The following is a 20468-nucleotide window of genomic DNA, read 5'->3' as shown; positions in this document are numbered from 1 at the left end:
CCCCTGGGCCACGACGACCCGGACGCGCTCGACCGCGCTGCCGTCTCGGCGGGCTCGCCTTCCTCGACGACCGCGTGACCCGGGCCGACGCGCACGCCCGAGCCGGGCGCGTCAGGCGACCGGGATCGTCGACGGTGGGGTGCAGACGAGCTCGTCGCCCTGGGGGGCCGTCGACGGGGCCTCGACCACACCACCTCCGACTGCGGACGGACGGGCCTGCGCCGTGCGGTCGTCGACCTGGACGCAGAACTGCCACTGCTCGAGCCCCGGGTCGACCGTGGCGCGCGGGGCCTCGAACGACTCACTCGGCACGTCGAGCGTCGGGGGCGACACGGCATACGCCTTCCCGGTGATGCTGGCACCGGGGGCGATCGTGTGGCCGCCCATGACGGGCGCGGCCGCGAAGCGGACGTTCGGGCCGGGAGCGAAACCCTGCTTGCTGAGGCGGAGGACGCCGGACTCCTCGTAGACCCACGCGTGCTTGGCGTCGACGTCCGCGGGCAGGGTCGCGCTGCCGAGGTCGGCGGGGACGACGTCGTAGGCGAGGACGGGCTTCGTGCCGGTGTTGGTCAGCGTGTAGTCGACGACGAGGCCGGGGCTCGCCGCGATGCCGGCACCCGTTGCGCCCGTCGCACCTACCTCGGGGCCGCCCGGGGCCATCGTGGCCTCGAGGTGCACGCCGCCGGGCGTCACCGTCTCGCCGCCCGCACCCACGCCGGTGTCGGTGTCGGTGTCGACCGCCCCGCTCGCCGGCGTCGACGAGCCGTCGCCGCCGGCCGGCGTGGCGGCCCCGGGGGACGGCGTCGCCTGGCCGCAGGCACTCGTGACGAGCACGGATCCGAGGGCGAGCGCGACGAGCGCCCGACCGGGACGAACCGGGTGGAAGGGACCGCGCGGGAGGTGGTGGGTCAACGGCTTCATGACGATGAAGACAACCACGAGACCGGAAGCGTTGCATTCCGGACGAATCCGCGCCCCGTCCGTCGGGGCCCGGGGGACGTGCTCACTTGAGCAGCTTGGACATCCGCCGGTCGGCGAGCGGCTTGCCACCGGTCTGGCAGGTGGCGCAGTACTGCAGGGACGTGTCGGCGAACGACACCTCGCGGACGACGTCGCCGCACTCCGGGCACAGCTCGCCGGTACGCGCGTGGACCCGCATGCCCGCGCGCTTCGCGTCCTTGAGCTCCTTGGCCGGCTTGCCCGACGCCGTCGTGACCGCGCTCTTCAGCGTGTCGCGCAGGGCGGCATACAACCGGTCGACCACCTCGGGGGCGAGCGTGCCCGCGATGGCGAACGGGCTGATCTTGGCGACGTGGAGGATCTCGTCGGAGTAGGCGTTGCCGACGCCGGCGATGAACTCCTGGTCGCGCAGCAGCCCCTTGATCTGCGTGCGGCGGCCCTCGAGCATCGAGCGGAACGTCTCCAGCGTGAAGTCGTCGGCCATCGGGTCGGGACCGAGGCGCGCGATGCCGGGGACCTGGGCTGGGTCGGTCACGATGTAGGCCGCGAGGGACTTCTTCGTGCCGGCTTCGGTCAGGTCGAAACCGGAGCCGTCGGACAACCGCACCCGCAGCGCGATCGGCGACTTGCCCGGCCGCAGCACGGTCATCGGCAGCTGGTCGGACCAGCGCAGCCAGCCGGCCCGCGCGAGGTGGAAGACGAGATGGGTGCCGTCGGCGTCGATGTCGAGGAACTTGCCGTGACGGTGGACGCCGTCGATGGGTGCGCCCTCGAGCGCCTGCGGTGGCGGGTTGAACGTCTTGAGCACGCTGAACGAGGCGAGCTCGACCTTCGTGACGGCAAGGCCGTCCGTCCGCTCGGCGAGGAAGTCGACGAGCGCCTGCACCTCCGGCAGCTCAGGCATGGCCCCAGTCTGTCACCCGGAGCCGACGGAACGGCCCGGACGCGAGGGCTGCTCGTCGGCGGCGACGACCTCACCGACCTTGCCGGCACCCTCGAGGACGCGGAGCATCCCGTGCCCGTCGGCCGCCGAGAAGGTCGGGACGGACCGCGACGCCCACGGACGGATCGGCGAGTCGATCTTCATCGGGTTGGACAGGACCTGCTCGGTCGGCGAGAGGTGCCGGATGCAGATGGCGTCGACGCGGTCGGGGCGCGCCTCGGCGAAGTCGGCGTAGATCTGGGGGTCGTGCTGGCCGTCGTCGCCGACGAGCAGCCACGTGATCTCGGGGAAGTCGCGGGCGAGGCGGTCGAGGCAGGTGCGCTTGTGCGCCTGCCCGCTGCGGAACCACCCGGTGTTGGTGGGCCCCCAGTCGGTCAGCATGAGCGGGCCGAGCGGGAAGCCGTTCTCGACGAGGAAGCGGTTGAGGGTGGCGGCGACGTTCCACGCACCGGTCGAGACGTAGACGATGGGTGCACCCGGGTGCGCCGAGAGGATGCGGCGGTACATCGGTGCCATGCCCGCCACCGCGTGACGCGCCTTGCCCCTGCGCACGAACGTGTTGAACGCCGCGATCATCGGGCGGGGCAGCATCGTCGTGATGACGGTGTCGTCGATGTCGCTGACGATGCCGTGCGTGACGCCGTCGGCGACGATGAAGACGTCGGCCGCGACGGGGTCGGTGCCCTGCACCTCGACGACCACCTGCTGCCAGCCCGGGGCGAGACCGTGGTCGCGGGCGACGATGTCGACGTGTCCGCCGCGGTCGGAACGGCCGTAGACCTCACGGTCACCGGCGGTGACCTTGACCGGGACGCCCGTCGCGGGCGAGGTGATGAAGGCGCGCCAACCCCGGTCGTAGCGGGCCGGGCTGAGTGCACCGGTCGCGTCCTGCCTGGCCTCCGGACCCTCGACGTCCTCGCGGCCCTTGCGTCCGAGGAGGATCCGCGCATAGACACGGACGAAGGAGGACGAGCCGTAGCCGACGTGGGTGATGACCCGGTTGCCCCAGCCTCGGCTGCGGAGCACGCGCTCGACCTGCTCGTGGACGGCGTCCTCCACGATGGCGGCCGCGTGCGGTCGGGACATGGCCACAACCTACCCGGCAGGGGTGTCGGGTGAGCAGAGGAGCGGGCCGGGAGGGCAGCGGGAGGGTGCCAACAGGTGGACCCCGGCGGGCGCCGGGTCGAGGCGGCGGGTTTGATGGACGCCGTGCACCCCATTGCCGAAGTCCTGAGCAAGGCCGCAGGCGGCGACTTCCCCACCGTCGACGGCGCGTGGCAGCGCGTCGAGCCGTGGCGCCCCGGCGTCGAGGGCGTCGTCGCCTTCACCGGGCACGCCTACCTCGCCGTCGAGGACGACGTCTCCGACGGCACCCTGGACTCCCTGAGCCCTGACGGCTTCGGCGGCGCGAGCAACCCGCGCCTCGTCTCGCGTCTGGCCGGCACCGGCTGGATCGACGCCCTCGACATCATCCTCGTGGCCCGGGGCGCCGGCGGCGAGCCCGCGCTCGTGCCGCGCAGCGACCTGCGCAACCACCCTCGCGCCGAGCACGCGACCTCCGTGCGCAGCGACGTCAGGACCTTCGGGTATGCCGCCCCCGACGACCACACGCTCGTGACCCTCTCGACCGGGCTCGGCGGACTCCCCGAGGTGGGCCTCGAGACCGATTCGTCCAAGGACCACGTCGGGACCGACGTCGTGCGCGACGCGCTGACGCTCATCGACGAGGGTGACGTCGTCGTCGCGGCCTGCGCACCCGGCAACGCCCGTGCCCTGCGCGCGTTCCTCGCGGCCGGCTTCGAGCCCGTGGCGTCCGTGCAGCTCTGGCGCCCCGAGCGCTGACCGGAAGGCTGACCCGGAGCGCCGCCCGCCGGCGGCGCACGAGCGCGCCGACGATTGGCGGATGTGGGTCAGTCATGATCGGATCTGCGCGTGGACACCGGCGTCGGCGTGGGCAGTGAGGCACACCGTCGGCCTGCGCGCGCCCACCTGTGGCCGGTCCTCCCCCTCGCCGCGGCGGCCTGGTGGGTCGGCGGCGCTCTGCCCTGGGTCCTCGACGGGCTCGGCGCGCGGTCGCCACGCAACTGGCCCTACGACGTCGCCACCGGCTCGGCGGCCGACGGCTACATCAGGCTCCTGCCGTTCACGACGGCGCGGCTCGGGCTGCTCCTGACGATCACGCTCGTCGGCGGCGGGCTCGCGGCCCTCGCCACGCTCTGGGTGCGTCCCCGCGGCGGCCGACGGCTCCCACTGGCCGTGCTCGCCACCCTCGGAGCCCTGACGTCCGGCGCCTACACGATCGCCCAGTCCGCAGGCGCCACCCGCCAGCTCGGCAGCGACTTCGACCGCGACGACCGCGTCCTCCTCGGCGTCCTCGCGGTCGCCGTCCTCGGCACGGTCCTCGGTCTCGCGCTCGGCCTGACCGTCGCGCTAGGCGGGCCGGTGCTGCGCGCCCTCGCGGCCGCCCCGCTCGCCGTGGCCCTGGGCAGCTGGGTCAGCGCCGTCGTCGTCGCGCTGCTCGGCCTCCAGCGGTCGCTGGGTCTGCTGCAGTGGAGCTCCGTCGTCGTGGGGGTGGCCGCGGGTCTCGCCCTGGCCGCCCTGGGACTGCGACCGGCCCGGCGCCTCCTCGCGTGGCTCGCGGTGCTCGTCCTGCTCTCCGTCTGCGGCGCCGGCCAGACCGCCTTGTCCTACCTCGCGTCCTACCTGAGGCCGCGCTCGGGACTGCCCGACGGGCTGCGCGACCACGTCGAGGCGAGCCGCGACGTCTTCCTCGCCGCCCTGTCGCCCGCCAACCAGGCCTGGGCCGTGCATCTCATCGCGGTGGTCGTCGGCCTGGTCGGGTCACTCGTGCTGTGGCGGCGTCCGCGTACCCCCACCCGCGGGAGCGGAGGCACGGGACCTCGCCCGGCCGCCCGGCACACGCCCGTCCCCGCACACGACCGTCACGCCGGCGCCACGACCTCATGACACGGCGCCCACAGCCGGGCACGTACCGTGGAGCCATGCTCAGGGGATCTCGTGCCAGGACTCTCGTCGCCGTCTCGCTCTCGGGGGTGCTCGTCGGCACGCTCGGCGCCGGCTGCTCCCTCTTCGACTCGCCGCCGAAGCCCGACGAGACGGCACGTGCCCTCGCCTCGGGGCTGGCGAGCGGTGACCTCGGCGCCGTCACGTTCAAGAACACGACGGCCGCCCAGGCGACCGCCTTCGTCAAGGCCGCCTACAAGGACCTCGGCACGCTGCGGCCGCAGGTGTCCCTCAGCGAGATGAGCCACACCGAGGGCTCCGACCACGCCACGGCCACGCTCTTCAGCCGCTGGGACGTCTCGGCGTCCCCGACCGACTGGACCTACGAGACGCAGGTCGACCTGAGTCTCGTCGACGACCAGTGGCGCGTGGCGTGGACGCCCGGCGTCGTCGCGCCCCAGCTCACCTCCGACGAGACCCTCGACCTCGCCCGCAAGTGGCCTCGACGGGCCGACATCGTCGACTCCTCGGGCGGCAAGATCATGACGGAGCGCGAGGTCGCCGCCGTCGGCATCGACAAGACGAAGGTGTCGGGCACCGAGGCGACGTCGGCAGCGAAGAAGCTCGCCGCGCTCATCGAGATCGACCCCGCCCGCTTCGCGGCGAAGGTCGAGGCAGCCGGCTCCAAGGCCTTCGTCGAGGGCGTCACCCTGCGGGCCACCGACCCGATCATCGAGGAGCGGGGCGCCGCGATCGAGAAGGTCAAGGGTGCACTCACCGTGCCTGCCCTGCAGGTGCTCGGCCCGAGCCGCACCTGGGCCGCCCCGATCCTCGGCACGGTCGGCGAGGCCACGGCCGAGCAGATCAAGGCCTCGAAGGACACCCTCGAGGCCGGCGACACCGTCGGCAAGAACGGCCTCCAGTACCGCTACGACGCCCGGCTGCGGGGCACGCCCGGCCTGGCGGTCCACGCCGTCAAGCGCGGCGCCGACGGCAGTGCCCTCGACAAGCGCGAGCTCTTCGCCGAGCAGTCGACCGAGGGCGAGCCGCTGACGATCACCCTCGACGCCAAGGCCCAGTCCGCGGCCGAGGCGGCCCTGGCCAAGCAGACGAAGCACCCGACCGCGCTCGTCGCCGTCCGCGTGTCGACCGGCGAGGTGCTCGCCGCGGCCGTCGGGCCTGCCGCCGCCGGCACGACCCTCGCCCTTGCCGGCAAGGAGGCGCCGGGTTCGACGTTCAAGATCGTCAGCTCGCTCGCCAACGTGCGCAAGGGCGCCACGGCCGACGCGTTGCTGCCGTGCACCGAGACGCTCACCGTCAACGGTCGCCGGTTCAGCAACTACACGACCTACCCCAAGGACAAGCTGGGCGACATCCCGATGCGGACCGCCCTCGCGTACTCGTGCAACACGGCCTTCATCAGCCAGCACGAGAAGGTGAGCCAGGACGACCTCGTCTCGGCCGCCCAGTCGCTCGGCATGGGCGAGAAGCTCGACCTGCCCTTCACCGGCTTCCTCGGGTCGGTGCCGACGACCGACGACGTCGTCGAGCACGCGGCGTCGTTCATCGGGCAGGGCCGCGTCGAGGCGTCGCCGCTGACGATGGCGATCGTCGTCGCGTCGGTCATGAAGGGCCAGACGGTGCGACCGCAGCTCGTGGCGGGCGCCCCCGCCCTGCCCAAGCCCGCGACGCTCCTCGACCCCACCGAGGCGGGCGTGCTGCGCCAGGAGATGCGCGACGTCGTCGCCGAGGGGTCCGGCACCGTGCTCAAGCCGCTCGGGGTGGAGTACGCCAAGACCGGCACCGCCGAGTTCGGCACGAAGAGCCCGCCCGACACCCACGTGTGGATGGTCGCCGGCCGCGGGGACATCGCGATCGCGGCCTACAACGAGGTCGGCGACAACGGCGTGACGGGTGCCGCGCCCTTCATCGTCAGCTTCCTCAAGGCATACGACCTCCGCTGACCTCCCTTCCACCGTCGAGAGGCCACGTCCTGCCCACCGTGGGTCGTCGAAAGGCCACTTCTCATGACGAGAAGTGGCCTTTCGACATCGGTGAGGCGGCGGAACGTGGCCTCTCGACGGTTGGGGGGTGAGCCGGGCTACCGGGCCGTGACGACGTCCACGTCGGCCGCGCGCACGTAGGCGAAGCGGTGGCCGAGCGAGATCTGGTAGTAGCGGTCCTGACCGACGACGTCGACGTGGTCGTTCGGGGTGTCGGGCGAGAACGTCGTCGCCCGGTAGTAGTCGGTCGGGACCGTGAGGTCACTGACGGCATACCGCTGTCCCGCGGCGAAGGAGTACTGCAGCGGCGCGAGCGCCTGGACCGGGATGCCCGCCGGGTAGGCCGACGCCTCCGGGTAGGCCCGCCCGTAGACCGGGGCCTTGGCCAGACCGGCCTTGGGCACGACGTAGGAACCCTTGACCGGGACGGCCGTCGGGTCGGACGCCGGGTTCAGGAACCAGCCCTTGACGCCGTTGAACCAGATCGCCGTCCAGTCACGGCTGCGCTCGGCGACCGCGAAGGTCAGACCGGTCTGGGCGCGCGCGCCTATGTCGGAGACGGAGGTCGTCGAGGGCGCACCGTTGGCCTTGCGGCCGATGTCGTTGACCAGCGGAGCCGACTCCGACGGGGCGGTGTGCAGGTAGACGAAGTTCGTCGGCTGCGAGCCACAGCTGTCGGCGACCTTGTCGTCGCAGTACGTCACGGTCTGCCGGTTGTCCTCGAAGCCGGGCAGGATGCGGACGAGGTCCTTGGCGTGACCGGAGGTGTGCGACTGCAGCGGCGCACCGAGGAGCTGGAAGTAGTGCTCCCAGTTCCAGTAGGGGCCCGGGTCCCAGTGCATGCCGGCCACGTTGGCGGGCGTGACACCCGGGACCTGGTCATGGCCGAAGACGTGCTGCATGTCGAGCGGGATGTCGTACTCGTGAGCCAGGTAGCGCACGAGCCGTGCCGACGAGCGGTACATCGGCTCGCTGAACCACTGGGCGCCCGTGGCCGCGAAGCCCTCGTGCTCGAGGCCGATCGAGTGGCCGTTGACGTACCAGTTGCCGGCGTGCCAGCCGACGTCCTTCGGGTCGAGGTGCTGGGCGACGTGGCCGTCCGACGAGCGCAGCGTGTAGTTCCACGCGAGGTAGGTCGGATCGCTCGCCAGCTTGAGCGTCGTGTCGTAGGTCGCCTCGGTGTTGTGGATGACGATGTTGGTGATCTTCGGCGCCGCCGGGCGGTTGGCGAGGTCGTGGTTGCCGTAGTCACCGGCGCCGGGCCCGGTCTTGGCGTAGGGCGCCGGCACCCACTCGCAGTCAAGACCGGGCGGACAGTCCACGGGACCGTTGCTCTGCTTCTTCAGCAGGCCCAGCTTGCCGACGAGCCCCTTGTCGGGCTTGACGTCGGAGGGCACGAGGGAGACGTCCTTGCCGTCAATGGTCCGTCGTGAGGCGCCGGACCGGATGACGGAGTACGTGTCGTCCGCGAACGCCGATGCGACGTCCTCCTCGGCGGAGCTGGAGGCGTCCGCCACAGCGGCGTACCACTCACCGGCGTCGGTGTCCTGACCAGCCGGCAGCCCCAGTCGCTTCTGGGTGGCGGCAAGCAGCGCGGCGCCGCCGCGGATGTTGGCGACCTCGTCGGTGCGCAGGGCGTCCTCGGCGAGGCCGGTCAGCTTCGCGGCGCGGCCGAGCGTGTCGGCCACGGGTGCGGCCTCCGGAGCGGACGGCTCCCCGAGGCCCTTCGCGTCGGCGCGGGTGCCGAGATCGGCGTCGACGAGGTGCATGGGACCGTAGCCACCGGACGTGCTGTGCCCGGGGTTGAAGTCCCAGCGGGTCTGGGCGTACGACACGGCCTCGAGGACCGAGCGCGGCACGCCGTACTCCGTCGAGGCCGCCGCGAAGGCCCGCTCCCGGCTGGCAGGGTCGGTGCCGGAGGCCGAGGCCGACGGGTCCGCGGCCTGCGCGGCCGGGCTCGTCAGGGCCAGACCGGCCGCGACGGCCGCGACGGCGCCGAGCGCTGCGACGGACCGCCGCGCCCTGCGGCTTCCCGGAGTTCGGTGTGGCGTGGAGCTGGGTATCACGCGATCGTCCCTTTCCTGTCCTGGTGAGAGCAGGACGCTGACGCCGACGTGGATCCGTCGGTGCCGCCTCCCTGCGAAGGGGTGGGTCCGGCCCCGAGCCCGACACACACCTCTGACACCGAGCATTACCGCGCACCCCGAGGCCCGCCACTTGAAACCGTCACCCAAGCGTTGTCCCGATTCCACCGCGTCGGGCGTGCATCGCCCGCCGCGAGGGGCCACCATGGACGTCATGGGGCGCGCAGGCCTGTGTGTGGGGATGGCCGTCGCAGCACTCTTCGTCGGGGGCTGCGGTTCCACCACGCCCGAGGACGGATCGACGGGTGCGGTGACCTCGGCGGCCCCGGCGCCCACATCGTCCACGACCACGGCGCTGCGCTTCGGCGCCGCCGGTGACGACGCGCTCGGGTCGTCGTACGGCCCCACGTTCCCGCTGACCTTGCGTCGCACCGGGGGCATCGCCGGCTTCGACGACCAGATCGTGCTCGAGGCCAACGGCCGGGTCCGCGTCGAGACGCGTTCGGTCCACGGCCGCGTGTGCACGCTCAGCGTCCCGCAGCAGCGCCAGCTCGTCACCCTCCTCGCGACGCTCCGCCTCGGCTCATCGACGGCCCCGCCGCTGACCGACGGCTCCACGGCGCTCGACCCCGACGCCGTGCCCGAGAGCGACCCGATCACGATCTCGGTCACCGACCACCAGGCTCGGGCGGTCGACCTGAGCGACCCGTCGCTCGGCGAGATCTCCGGCCTCGTCGGCATCCTCGTCAGCGACGTCACCCTCTCGGTGCCCGCGACCACCCGCTGCACGACCCCGACCGCCGCTGCGCCGGGCGCGGCGGCCACCGCGCCCGCCTCCTGAGCGTCCGCGCGGGCAGGAGTCTCCCCCGAACGCACGAGGTCGGTATGCCGCGGCGCTGACCCGGCGGCATACCGACCTCTGGTGGTGCGTGTCCTGCAGGGCAGCTCACGCGGCCCGGCGCGCTCGATCCGTCAGAAGTTCGTCGCGACGTCGTCGATGACGAAGCTCGTCTGGAGCGAGGAGTCCTCGGTGTCGGCGAACTTCAGCGTGACGTTCGTGCCCTTGAAGGCCGTGAGGTCGATCGTCTTCTGGACGTAGGAGGCCTTCGGCGTGGACAGGTTGGAGTAGCTCTGCTTGGTGACGCCGTTGATCTGGACGGTGGCCGTGTCGTAGGCGGTCGTCGTCGTGGTCTCGGCCGTGTCGATGCGGATCCAGTAGGTCAGCGCCGGAGCGGTGGCCGTGGACGGGACGGCGAACGTCTGCGACTCATTCTCGGAGCCGGCCGTGCCGTTGCCGCCGAGCCACAGCTTGTACGAACCGCCGTGGGCCGGGCGGCCCGTGTTGTTCGTGATCGGGCCCGTCGTGCCCGTCCAGCCGGTCTGCCCGGACTCGAAGCCGCCGTTGGTCAGGGCAGCACCGCCGCCACCGCCGCCGCCGGTGCCGCAGGTCTCGGTGCTGGCGGGGGCCGAGATGGCGCCCATGGCCTTGTCGACTGCGGTGCACTCGGCCGATCCGACGCCGTAGAGGTCCTTGGCCGCCTTGATGACGCCGGTGCGGGCCGCCGCGTAGTTGCTGCTCGAGGTGAGGTACGTCGACAGCGTGCGGTACCAGATCTTCTCGACCTTGAGGTGGCCGATACCGGTCACCGTCGAGGCGTTGCACGTCGGGCTGTTGTAGCTGACGCCGTTGATCGTCTTGGCACCCGAACCCTCGGAGGCCAGGTAGTACCAGTGGTTGAGCGGGCCGGACGAGTAGTGCGGGTCGAGGCCGCCGAGGGAGCTGCTCCAGCAGTCCTTCGAACCGCCGTCCTTGCTCGGCTTGTCCATGTAGCGCAGCGGCGTGCCGTTGCCGTTGATGTTGATCTCTTCGCCGATGAGGTAGTCGGGGGTGTCGCTGGGGTTGTTCGTGTACCACTCGACACCCGTGCCGAAGATGTCCGACGTCGCCTCGTTGAGGCCGCCCGCGTCGCCGGTGTAGGCCAGGCCCGCGGTGTTCTCGGTGACGCCGTGGCTCATCTCGTGGCCGGCGACGTCGAGCTCGACGAGCGGGGCCGCGTTGCCCGCGCCGTCGCCGTACGTCATCTGCGTGCCGTCCCAGAAGGCGTTGACGTAGTTCTGGCCGTAGTGGACGCGGCTGCGCGCACCGGTGCCGTTGTTCCAGATGCCGGCGCGGCCGAGCTGGGTGTTGTAGTAGTCGTACGTCTTGCCGGCGCCGTAGTGCGCGTCGACGGCCGCCGACTGGCGGTTGCTCTGCGAGCCGGTGCCCCAGACGTCGTCGGCGTCGGTGAACGTCGTGCCGTTGCCGCTCGTGGCCTGGTTGAGGTCGGTCGTGTAGTTCCCGTGCGTGTCCTTCATCGTGTACGTCGTTCCGGCGGTCGTGGCCAGCGTGACGGAGCCGACGAAGATGCCGTTGCCGGTGCCCTGCTTGACGTCGTCCCAGCTCGTCAGGGTCTTGCCCGTGGTGGCGTCGACGATCGTGTGCAGACGGGTCGGGGTCTGGTCGGCCTTGATGCCCTCGGTGATGACCTCGTAGGCGAGCTTGGGACCGGCGGCCGACTGGAAGACGACGAGCTCACCGGGGGTGGCGGTCTCCTTGTCGGCCTTCGACGCGGCGAGACCGGCCTGGTGCGCCTCGCTCTTGGAGACGCTCGGGGTCATCGTCGCGGGGGTGACGTTCTTGCGGTAGTTCCACGTGACGCTCTTGACGGCACCCGAGGAGTCCTTGTGGCTGACGAAGTCGCCGCCGATGACGCGCAGGCCGTCGAGGGTCCGCTCGTAGCGGACGTGCGTCGCGCCGTTGGCGTCCTGGATGACGGACTTGACGGTGAGCTTCTCGCCCGAGGCGAGGCCGAGGGCGCTCGCGGACGATGCTGCCCGGGACTGCTCGGTCGCCTTGAGGCTCTGCGACTCGGGGGCAGGCGCCTTGTCGCGTCCTGCACCGGCTGCTGCGCCCGCCGGGATCGCCGGCGAGATGGCGAGGGCGAGCGCGAGCAGCCCTCCGGTCGCCAGCCCAGACTTCAGTCGATTCACTGGTTGCTCCTTGTCGAGATGCGGCTCGTGGGCCGCCTGGAGGGAGTTCCGCTCATCTCACGACGTGAGATCGGGCCGGAACGAGCGTGACGTTGGCAGCAGCCCAGAACACGGGTCAACGGGGCTTACCAAGTCTTTGCCAAATGCCTCCGAAGTCCGGAGTAGCACTTGGCCGCAGGGCGATTCGCCGCAGGGCCCGACTTGGGCGATCTCCCAGAGTCGCCCGTCGAGGGGCCTCCGTCGGCCTTCAGTCGGCGCTCGGTCGGTGCTCCGCGCGGCCGCGCGCACGGCCGCGCGCACGGTCGCGCGCACGCGCCAGGTCGGCCGGTGTGTCGACGTCCAGCGCCACGTCGGAGGGGTCGTCCACCGTCTGCGTGCGCATGCCGTCGGCGAGGTCGCGCATGCTCCGGCCGTAGGGGTCCCCGAGCTCGTCGAGACGCCCCTGCAGGGCGGCGAGGCGCCAAGCCGAGCAGAGCCAGTTGGTGCGTCCTTCCCGGTCGACCGTCACGGCGAGGTCAGCCGACCCCAGCGCCTCGAGGAGCCGGTCGACGTGGGCGGAGGTGACGAAGGGCAGGTCCGCGGCCAGCAGCACGACGGCATACGGCAGCGGCGTGGCGCTCGTGGCGGCATCGGTGGCAAGGGAGTCGACGGCGGTGGACACGCCGGACACCGGACCGCCGCCCGGGACGCGCTCCCACACGACGCGTACGCCGTCGGGGACGCCCTGGCCGGGGCCGACGACGAGCGCCGGGCGGTCGCCGGCAGCGTCGAGGACGCGCGCGACAAGCGGGCGACCGCCGACGTCGAGGACGGGTTTGTGCGAGCCCATCCGCCGGGAGGCCCCGCCCGTCAGGACGATAACGACCGGGGGCGCTTCAGGTGGGCGGGGCGGCACCATCGGAGTCTGGCACGGAGTCTGGCAGGCTGAGGTCATGGGACGGGTCACGGTCAGGCGCAAGGTCACGACGATCGACCTCGCGACCCCGTCGTCGACGACGCGCCCGGACACCCTCACCGTCGAGGAGCCCCTCGAGCTGCGGGTCAACGGCACGCCGCTCACGGTGACGATGCGCACGCCGGGGCACGACATCGAGCTCGTCCACGGCTTCCTCATGTCGGAGGGGCTCATCAGGTCCGCCGACGACATCGCCCTGGCCCGGTACTGCGAGGGCGCGGTCGTCTCGGGTGAGAGCGGCTTCGACGAGAACACGTACAACGTCATCGACGTGACGCTGGCGCCCGGCGTGGCAGCCCCGGCCGCGTCGGTCACGCGCGCCTTCTTCACGAACTCGTCGTGCGGCGTCTGCGGCAAGGCCAGCATCGAGCAGCTGCGGGCGCAGTCGGCCTTCGACGTGCGCGGCGACACGACGGAGTTCGCCGCCAGGATCATCGCCGAGCTGCCCGATGCCCTACGCGCCGAGCAGCGGTCGTTCGACAAGACAGGCGGGTTGCACGCCGCCGGCCTCTTCACCGCCGACGGCGAGCTGCTCGTCGTCCGCGAGGACGTCGGCCGGCACAACGCGGTCGACAAGGTCGTCGGGTGGGCGCTGCAGAGCAACCGCGTGCCCGGGGTCGGCTGCGTGCTCGTCGTGTCCGGTCGCGCGTCGTTCGAGCTGACCCAGAAGGCGATCATGGCCGGGATCCCCTGCCTCGCAGCAGTGTCGGCGCCGTCGTCACTGGCGGTGGAGTGCGCCGAGGACGCCGGGATGAGCCTGCTCGGCTTCGTGCGTGGCACCCGCCTCAACGTGTATGCCGGCGCGCACCGGATCACGGCCACCTGACCACCCTCACCACCCCAGCGACCGGAGGCACACCCGTGGCGATCTTCGCGATCCACTACACCTACCCCGACGACGCGACCGAGATGCTGACGATCCGGCCCGAGCACCGCGAGTGGCTGAGCGGGCAGTCGGGGCTGCTCGTCGCCGGGATGTACCAGGACGGCACCGACGAGGTGAGCGAGGGTGAGCCGACCGACCAGGAGGCGGCCAACGCGGCGCTCATCGTCTGCTCCGGCGAATCCCTCGAGGCGGTCACGGAGACCTTCGACCAGGACCCCTACTGGCTCGGCGGGCACATCCTGCGCCGCGTCGTGCGCCGGTGGGACCCGCCGCTCGGCCCGTGGGTGGCCGACCCGACCAACTCCCCCGGCTGACGCTCCGCACGCCCCTCGGCAACACACCGTGCAGGTCGCGACACACCGGGATCGGACCGCGGTGCGTTGTGACCTACACGGTGTGTTGCGGTCCGGGTGGGTCAGAGCTGATGGGCCGGGCCGGGTGACGCACCGGCGCCCTTCGTCGACACCCACCCGGTCGCACACCTCGAGGCCAGGCGCACCTCGTGGACGGTGTGCGGGAGGCCCGGAGGTGTGCGGCTGGTGTCGCCGGGTGCGGCGGCGGCGGGCGGCGCCTCAGGTCGCGGTGACCTGGCCGGCCTCGACGTGCCAGCGCTCGTCGAGGCGGACGTTCTCGAGCAGCCGGCGGTCGTGCGAGACGAGCAGCAGGGCCCCGTCGTAGGAGTCGAGCGCCTCCTCGAGCTGCTCGATGGCGGGAAGGTCGAGGTGGTTCGTCGGCTCGTCGAGGACGAGGAGGTTGACGCCCCGCGCCTGCAACAGCGCCATCGCCGCGCGCGTGCGCTCGCCGGGCGACAGCCGCCCGACCGCGCTGCCGACCTGGTCGGCCTTGAGCCCGAACTTCGCGAGCAGGGTGCGGCGGTCGGCCGGGTCGAGGCCGGGCACGGCCTCGCCGAACGCGTCCCCGAGCGGGAGGTCGTCGCGCAGACCCGTGCGCGACTGGTCGATCTCGCCGACGGCGACACTCGCCCCGAGCGAGGCGCTTCCCTCGTCGGGGTCGACCCGCCCGAGCAGGAGCGAGAGCAGGGTCGTCTTGCCGCCACCGTTCGGCCCGGTGATGCCGATGCGCCGCCGCGCCTCGACCTGCAGCGACGCCGGACCGAACGTCCACTCACCCCGGCGTACGACGGCCTCGTTGAGCGTCGCGACCAGGGAGCTCGACCGGGGCGCCGCGGCGATGCTGAACTGGAGCACCCACTCCTTGCGCGGCTCGGCGACCTCGTCGAGCCGGGCGATCCGCGACTCCATCTGGCGCACCTTGCGCGCCTGCTTCTCGGCCGAGTCCTGCTGCGCCGAGCGCCGGATCTTGTCGTTGTCGGGGCTCTTCTTCATCGCGTTGCGGACGCCCTTGGACGACCACTCGCGCTGGGTGCGGGCGCGCGCCTCGAGGTCGGACTTCGTGCCGGCATACGCCTCGTACGCCTCCCGCGCGTGCCGACGGGCGACCTCGCGCTCCTCGAGGTAGGACTCGTAGCCGCCGTCGTGGACGGCGACGGAGTTCTGCGCCAGGTCGAGCTCGACGATGCGGGTGACGCAGCGGGCGAGGAACTCACGGTCGTGCGAGACGAGCACGACTCCCCCGCGCTGGCCGTGGACGAAGGCCTCGAGCCGGTCGAGCCCGGCGAGGTCGAGGTCGTTGGTCGGCTCGTCGAGGAGCACGAGGTCGAAACGGCTGAGCAGCAGCGCGGCGAGCGCCGCCCGGGCCGCCTGGCCTCCGGAGAGTGACGTCATGAGCGCGTCAGGTCCGACGTCGAGGCCCAGCTCGGCCAGCATCGGCGGGATCCGGTCGTCGAGGTCGGGCGCACCGCTGACGAGCCAGTGGTCGAGCGCGACGGCATACCTCTCGTCGGCGGCTGGGTCGTCACCGCCGAGCGCGGCAGCCGCCTCCTCCATGGCGAGGGTCGCGGCGGTGGCGCCCGTGCGGCGACCGATGTGGTCGGCGACGGTCTCGCCGGGGATCCGCTCGTGCTCCTGCGGCAGCCAGCCGACGAACGCGTCGGAGGGCGCCGTCGTCACGGTGCCGCCGAGCGGCTCGACCTCGCCGGCGAGCAGGCGCAGCAGCGTCGACTTGCCTGCCCCGTTGGCGCCGACGACCCCGACGACGTCACCGGGTGCGACCGTGAGGTCGAGGTGCTCGAAGAGGGTCCGGTGGGCGTGGCCCCCGGCGAGGTCCTTGGCCACGAGGGTCGCGCTCACGCCCACCAGCCTAGGGGCGCTCGGCGGGTGCCCCGTTCACACCGGGTGGACGGCGACGAGGTCGCCCTCGATGAGCTGGTCGACACCTTCGGGCACCTCGATGAGGCAGGTCGCCGCGGCGAGCGCCGTCAGGTGCCGGGCGTCGGGAGCGCTGACGGTGCCGTCGTCGTGGAGCACGCTCGTGACGAACTGCACGCGCCCCGTGCGCGTGCGTCGGGTCCTGCCGACGTATGCCGCCCGGCCGGCTCGCGTGGGCGGCACCCCGTGGCGTCGGTCGAGCGCCGGGCGGACGAGCACGTGGAAGGCGACGAACGCGCCGACCGGCGTCCCCGGCAGGCATACGACCGGGGTGGAGCCGTAGCGGCCGAGCCCCTGCGGGCCGCCGGGCTGCATCGCGAGGTGGACGAAGTCGAACGTCGGGAGCGGCTCGCAGACCTGTCGCACGACCTCGTAGGCGCCGGCGCTCACGCCCCCGGTCGTGACGACGAGGTCGACGTCGGGGTCGGCGTCGAGCGCCTCGAGCCGGGCCCGGAGGTCGTCGGGCTCGTCGGAGCACACCTCGACCCGGCGCACGTCGCAGCCGTTGGCCTCGGCGAGAGCGGCGACCATGTCGGAGTTCGACTCGTGGATGCCGCCGGCGCCCGGGTCGGCCTCGGGCGGTGCGAGCTCGGCGCCGGTCGCGATGACCGCGACCCGCGTCGGCGCGTGGACCTCGACCGTCGTGCACCCCGCCGACCGGCCGAGCGCGATGAGCGCTGCCGTCACGGCCGTGCCGGCGGTCGCGATGACCGACCCGGCCACCACGTCCTCGCCGCGGCGACGGATGTGCTGGCCGGGTGCGGGGTCGAGGTCGACGGTCACGTGCTCGGGCGCAGGCCCGGTGGGGCTCGCGTCGGTGCGCTCGACGGGGACGACGGCGACCGTGCCCCGCGGCACCCGCGCGCCCGTCATGACCCGGGCCGCCCCACCGGGGGTGAGCACGAAGTCGGGTGCTGACCCGGCGGGCACGTCCCCGACCACGGGGTAGGCGCGCTGGTCCGGCGAACCCGGGCACACGGCGTACCCGTCCATGGCGGAGGCGTCGAAGCGCGGCAGGTCGTCGGCCGCGACGAGGTCGGCGGCGAGGCGGCGTCCGGCGGCGTGGCGGTCGAGCGTCACCCGCTCGAGGGACCCGTCGCCGAGCAGCCGCCCGACGGCGGCACGGTGATCTGCGACGGACACGTGACCCACGGGCGCCAGTCTGTCGCATCGGGCGCCGGTACGTTGAGCGGCATGGCGACCGCTGACGGCTTCCGGCTCGACGGGCTGCTGCTCGGCGTCGCGACCGCGGCCACTCAGGTCGAGGGCGGCGACGTCGAGAGCAGCTGGACCGACTGGGCGGACCGCCCGGGCACCATCGCCGACGGCTCGACGCCACGGCGCGCCACCGACCACTGGCGGCGCTGGCGCGAGGACACCGAGCTGATGGCCTCCCTCGGGGTGCAGGTCTACCGGATGAGCGTGGAGTGGGCGCGCCTCGAGCCGCGTCCGGGCGTGTGGGACGACGCCGCGTTCGCCCGCTACCGAGAGGAGCTGGAGCTCCTGCGCGCCAAGGGGATCCGCCCCCTCGTGACGCTGCACCACTTCAGCCACCCGCTGTGGTTCGAGCGCGACGGCGGGTGGCTCGCGCCCGGCGCCCTGTGGGTGTGGGAGCGCTTCGTCAGCGAGGTCGTGACACGACTCGGCGACCTCGTCGCGGAGTGGGTGACGATCAACGAGCCGAACGTCTACGTCACGGGCGCCCACGTCTTCGGCGACTTCCCGCCGGGCCACCGGAGCCTCCGCGAGGGGATGCGGGTCTACGGCGTGCTCGCGACCGCGCACATCCGGGCGTACGCCCTCATCCACGCACTGCGGCCCGCGCCGGACACCATGGTCGGGGTCGCCCACCACCTGCGGCCCTTCCGGCCGGGCAACGCCCGCAACCCGTGGCACCGGGCGCTGACGCCCGTCATGCGCCACCTCTTCCAGGACGCGATCGTGCGGGCGATGACGACCGGGGAGTTCGCGCCGCCGCTCCGCCGGCCGCCGGGGATCGCCCCCGGGCGCTACGCCGACTTCTTCGGGCTCAACTACTACTCCCGCACCACGGTGACGCGCTTCGACGACGGCACGCCGCCGGGCGTCCCGGTCAACGACCTCGGCTGGGAGGTGTATGCCGCCGGGCTCGGTGAGACGGCCAGGTGGGCGTGGGAGACCTACCGGCTCCCGGTCTGGGTCACCGAGAACGGCACCTGCGACGCCGCCGACGCCTTCCGGTCGCGATACCTCTGGGAGCACCTGTCGGTCCTGAGGGACGTTCGGGCTCAAGGGGTTCCGGTCGATCGCTACTACCACTGGTGCTTCGTCGACAACTGGGAGTGGAACGAGGGTGAGGGGCCGCGGTTCGGTCTCGTGGCCCTCGACTACGAGACGCAGGCACGCACGGTCCGTGACTCGGGGCGCTTCTTCGCCGAGGTCGCTCGTGAGGGTGGAGCGACGGGTGACATGTACGCGAGATACGTTGCGGGACAGACCTATCCGGTCAGCAGCGCCGAGGCCCACCACCGCTGACCGACCGACACGGGCCCGAACCACGCACGGTGACTCGGCCGGACGGCATACGTCCTCAGCCTAGCCGTGCGGCGTCAGCACTCGATGACGTTGACGGCGAGGCCGCCACGGGCGGTCTCCTTGTACTTCACCTTCATGTCGCGACCGGTCTCGCGCATCGTCTTGACGACCTTGTCGAGGGAGACGACGTGCGAGCCGTCGCCGCGCAGGGCGGTCCGGGCCGCGGTGATGGCCTTGACGGAGGCGATGGCGTTGCGCTCGATGCACGGGATCTGCACGAGGCCGCCGACGGGGTCGCAGGTCAGGCCGAGGTTGTGCTCCATGCCGATCTCGGCGGCGTTCTCGACCTGTTCGGGCGTGCCGCCCATGACGGCGGCCATCGCTCCGGCCGCCATCGAGCAGGCCGAGCCGACCTCGCCCTGGCAGCCGACCTCGGCGCCCGAGATCGAGGCCGTCTCCTTGTAGATGACGCCGATCGCACCGGCGGTGAGCAGGAAACGGACGATGCCGTCACGGTCGGCGCCGTTGACGAAGTTCGCGTAGTAGTGGAGCACGGCGGGGATGATGCCGGCCGCGCCGTTCGTCGGGGCGGTGACGACGCGACCACCCGAGGCGTTCTCCTCGTTGACGGCGAGCGCGTACAAGGTGATCCAGTCCATGCCGCGCAGAGGGTCGTCGCTGTTGGCCTCGAGCGAGAGTCGGCGGGCCAGCTCGGGAGCGCGGCGGCGCACGCGCAGGCCGCCGGGCAGCACGCCCTCGGTGGCGATGCCGTTGCGCACGCACTCCTTCATGACGCGCCAGATCTCGAGCAGGCCGTCGCGGACCTCCTGTTCGGTGCGCCACGACAGCTCGTTCTCGAGCATGATGCGCGCCACCGACTTGCCCGTCTCCTTGCAGTGGGCGAGCAGCTCGTCCCCGGTCCGGAAGGGGTGCGCGACGGGCGTCGAGTCCTCGACGATCTTCGTCGACCCGTCGGCGTCCTCACCGACGACGAAGCCGCCGCCGACGGAGTAGTACGTGTGCTCGGCGACCGTCGCGCCGGCGGCGTCGAGCGCCGTGAACGTCATGCCGTTGGGGTGCAGCGGGAGGGTCTTGCGGCGGTGCAGCGTGAGGTCCTCGGGCTCGATGAAGTCGATCTCGTGCTCGCCGAGCAGGCGGAGCCGCTTCGTCGCGCGGATCTCGGCGAGGCGTCCCTCGACGGCACGCGGGTCGCACAGCTCGGGCCGCTCGCCGGTCAGACCGAGCAGGACCGCCTTGTCGCTGCCGTGGCCGTGCCCCGTGGCGCCGAGCGAGCCGAAGAGCTGGGAGCGCACGCGGGCGACCCGGTCGATGACTCCTTCGTCGCGCAGCCGCTCCGCGAAGAGGGCGGCGGCCCGCATCGGCCCGACGGTGTGCGAGCTCGACGGCCCGATGCCGACCGAGAAGAGATCGAAAACGCTGAGCGCCATGGAGTCCTGACTTCGTGTCGTCGTTGACGGCTGCCGCCCGGGGTGGTGGGCGATCCGCTCGAGCCTACGTCCCGGGGGCACCGACGCGCACATGCGTGGATCCGGGCCCCCCAGCACAGCCCGGACGGGCGGCACCCGACGCCGACACCTACAGTCGAGGAGTGCCCCAGGTCAGTGCCGATGTCCACGTCCCGCTCCCGCCGTCCGTCGCGCGGGCGCTGGCCGCGTCCGTGGGCGAGCCGGCGCTCCGACTGCCTCCGCACGTGACCCCCGAGCCCTTCTCGTGGCGCTTCGACGCCGAGGGCGACGGCACGCTCGTCGCGCTGACGCCGGCGTATGCCGTCGACCCGGTGCGGGTCGAGCGCGCCCGCTCGAGCGCGAGCGAGGACTGAG

The 20468-nt window shown here is 72.4% G+C and carries 17 protein-coding genes; 8 read left to right on the top strand and 9 right to left on the bottom strand.

Annotated features, from left to right (window positions below):
* Positions 1-111: 111 nt before the first annotated feature.
* The 3 genes from NR112_RS10195 to NR112_RS10185 all read right to left on the bottom strand — a co-directional run bounded on the left by NR112_RS10195 (position 112) and on the right by NR112_RS10185 (position 2989).
* Positions 112-939, bottom strand: a complete 828-nt coding sequence (locus tag NR112_RS10195) for a hypothetical protein (protein ID WP_256794016.1) — start codon at positions 937-939, stop codon at positions 112-114.
* A 64-nt stretch (positions 940-1003) separates the two neighbouring features.
* Complete coding sequence (locus tag NR112_RS10190; RefSeq protein ID WP_256794014.1) at positions 1004-1864, bottom strand: Fpg/Nei family DNA glycosylase; 861 nt, start codon at positions 1862-1864, stop codon at positions 1004-1006.
* 12 nt (positions 1865-1876) lie between these two features.
* Entirely contained in the window at positions 1877-2989 is a 1113-nt protein-coding gene (locus NR112_RS10185; protein WP_256794012.1) for an App1 family protein, read from the bottom strand.
* A 123-nt stretch (positions 2990-3112) separates the two neighbouring features.
* Between NR112_RS10185 and NR112_RS10180 the strand changes: the two genes are divergently transcribed.
* From NR112_RS10180 to NR112_RS10170, 3 genes are all read left to right on the top strand, one after another.
* The gene (locus tag NR112_RS10180) at positions 3113-3745 is read left to right on the top strand and encodes an N-acetyltransferase (protein ID WP_256794010.1); all 633 of its coding nucleotides are present in this window, start codon (positions 3113-3115) and stop codon (positions 3743-3745) included.
* A 90-nt stretch (positions 3746-3835) separates the two neighbouring features.
* A complete protein-coding gene (locus NR112_RS10175) occupies positions 3836-4870 on the top strand; it encodes a hypothetical protein (RefSeq protein ID WP_256794009.1) in 1035 nt (344 codons plus the stop codon).
* A gap of 35 nt (positions 4871-4905) precedes the next feature.
* Positions 4906-6831, top strand: a complete 1926-nt coding sequence (locus NR112_RS10170) for a penicillin-binding transpeptidase domain-containing protein (RefSeq protein WP_256794008.1) — start codon at positions 4906-4908, stop codon at positions 6829-6831.
* Positions 6832-6968: 137 nt separating this feature from the next.
* Here NR112_RS10170 and NR112_RS10165 read toward each other — a convergent pair whose 3' ends face one another.
* Complete coding sequence (locus tag NR112_RS10165; protein WP_256794007.1) at positions 6969-8936, bottom strand: N-acetylmuramoyl-L-alanine amidase; 1968 nt, start codon at positions 8934-8936, stop codon at positions 6969-6971.
* Positions 8937-9168: 232 nt separating this feature from the next.
* On the opposite strand from NR112_RS10165, the gene NR112_RS10160 reads away from it, so the two are divergent.
* Positions 9169-9795, top strand: a complete 627-nt coding sequence (locus NR112_RS10160) for a hypothetical protein (RefSeq protein WP_256794006.1) — start codon at positions 9169-9171, stop codon at positions 9793-9795.
* Between the two features lie 131 nt (positions 9796-9926).
* Here NR112_RS10160 and NR112_RS10155 read toward each other — a convergent pair whose 3' ends face one another.
* Positions 9927-11984, bottom strand: a complete 2058-nt coding sequence (locus NR112_RS10155) for a M4 family metallopeptidase (protein WP_256794005.1) — start codon at positions 11982-11984, stop codon at positions 9927-9929.
* A 247-nt stretch (positions 11985-12231) separates the two neighbouring features.
* Positions 12232-12882 (bottom strand): molybdenum cofactor guanylyltransferase, encoded by a 651-nt coding sequence (locus tag NR112_RS10150; protein ID WP_256794004.1) that lies wholly within the window; start codon positions 12880-12882, stop codon positions 12232-12234.
* A 34-nt stretch (positions 12883-12916) separates the two neighbouring features.
* Here NR112_RS10150 and fdhD point away from each other — a divergent pair, with 34 nt between their 5' ends.
* Together fdhD and NR112_RS10140 are read left to right on the top strand one after the other, a co-directional pair.
* Positions 12917-13765: a formate dehydrogenase accessory sulfurtransferase FdhD gene (fdhD, locus tag NR112_RS10145; protein ID WP_256794003.1), complete on the top strand. Its 849-nt coding sequence runs from the start codon at positions 12917-12919 to the stop codon at positions 13763-13765.
* A 35-nt stretch (positions 13766-13800) separates the two neighbouring features.
* Positions 13801-14139 carry a YciI family protein gene (locus NR112_RS10140; RefSeq protein ID WP_256794002.1) on the top strand — a complete coding sequence of 113 codons (339 nt, stop codon included), beginning with the start codon at positions 13801-13803 and terminating at the stop codon, positions 14137-14139.
* A 258-nt stretch (positions 14140-14397) separates the two neighbouring features.
* Here NR112_RS10140 and NR112_RS10135 read toward each other — a convergent pair whose 3' ends face one another.
* Positions 14398-16035: an ABC-F family ATP-binding cassette domain-containing protein gene (locus NR112_RS10135; protein ID WP_256794001.1), complete on the bottom strand. Its 1638-nt coding sequence runs from the start codon at positions 16033-16035 to the stop codon at positions 14398-14400.
* 36 nt (positions 16036-16071) lie between these two features.
* Entirely contained in the window at positions 16072-17265 is a 1194-nt protein-coding gene (gene glp, locus NR112_RS10130) for a gephyrin-like molybdotransferase Glp (RefSeq protein ID WP_256794000.1), read from the bottom strand.
* 42 nt (positions 17266-17307) lie between these two features.
* Here glp and NR112_RS10125 point away from each other — a divergent pair, with 42 nt between their 5' ends.
* Entirely contained in the window at positions 17308-18627 is a 1320-nt protein-coding gene (locus NR112_RS10125; RefSeq protein WP_256793999.1) for a glycoside hydrolase family 1 protein, read from the top strand.
* A gap of 74 nt (positions 18628-18701) precedes the next feature.
* Here the strand turns inward: NR112_RS10125 and NR112_RS10120 are convergent, their stop codons facing one another.
* Positions 18702-20075 (bottom strand): L-serine ammonia-lyase, encoded by a 1374-nt coding sequence (locus tag NR112_RS10120; protein ID WP_256793998.1) that lies wholly within the window; start codon positions 20073-20075, stop codon positions 18702-18704.
* A gap of 161 nt (positions 20076-20236) precedes the next feature.
* On the opposite strand from NR112_RS10120, the gene NR112_RS10115 reads away from it, so the two are divergent.
* Positions 20237-20467 carry a hypothetical protein gene (locus NR112_RS10115; protein ID WP_256793997.1) on the top strand — a complete coding sequence of 77 codons (231 nt, stop codon included), beginning with the start codon at positions 20237-20239 and terminating at the stop codon, positions 20465-20467.
* Position 20468 lies beyond the last annotated feature (1 nt).

Source organism: Terrabacter sp. Ter38 (assembly GCF_024519435.1).
In the GTDB taxonomy this organism is placed as follows: Bacteria; Actinomycetota; Actinomycetes; order Actinomycetales; family Dermatophilaceae; genus Terrabacter.
Note: the sequence above shows the minus strand (reverse complement) of the source record. Positions and strands in the feature narration are given on the sequence as shown.

Coding starts and splice junctions, on each gene's coding strand:
- NR112_RS10185 (WP_256794012.1), bottom strand. CDS start 2,989: ATGTCCCGACCGCACGCGGCCGCCATCGTGGAGGACGCCGTCCACGAG.
- fdhD (WP_256794003.1), top strand. CDS start 12,917: ATGGGACGGGTCACGGTCAGGCGCAAGGTCACGACGATCGACCTCGCG.
- NR112_RS10190 (WP_256794014.1), bottom strand. CDS start 1,864: ATGCCTGAGCTGCCGGAGGTGCAGGCGCTCGTCGACTTCCTCGCCGAG.
- NR112_RS10150 (WP_256794004.1), bottom strand. CDS start 12,882: ATGGTGCCGCCCCGCCCACCTGAAGCGCCCCCGGTCGTTATCGTCCTG.
- NR112_RS10125 (WP_256793999.1), top strand. CDS start 17,308: ATGGCGACCGCTGACGGCTTCCGGCTCGACGGGCTGCTGCTCGGCGTC.
- NR112_RS10170 (WP_256794008.1), top strand. CDS start 4,906: ATGCTCAGGGGATCTCGTGCCAGGACTCTCGTCGCCGTCTCGCTCTCG.
- NR112_RS10120 (WP_256793998.1), bottom strand. CDS start 20,075: ATGGCGCTCAGCGTTTTCGATCTCTTCTCGGTCGGCATCGGGCCGTCG.
- NR112_RS10160 (WP_256794006.1), top strand. CDS start 9,169: ATGGGGCGCGCAGGCCTGTGTGTGGGGATGGCCGTCGCAGCACTCTTC.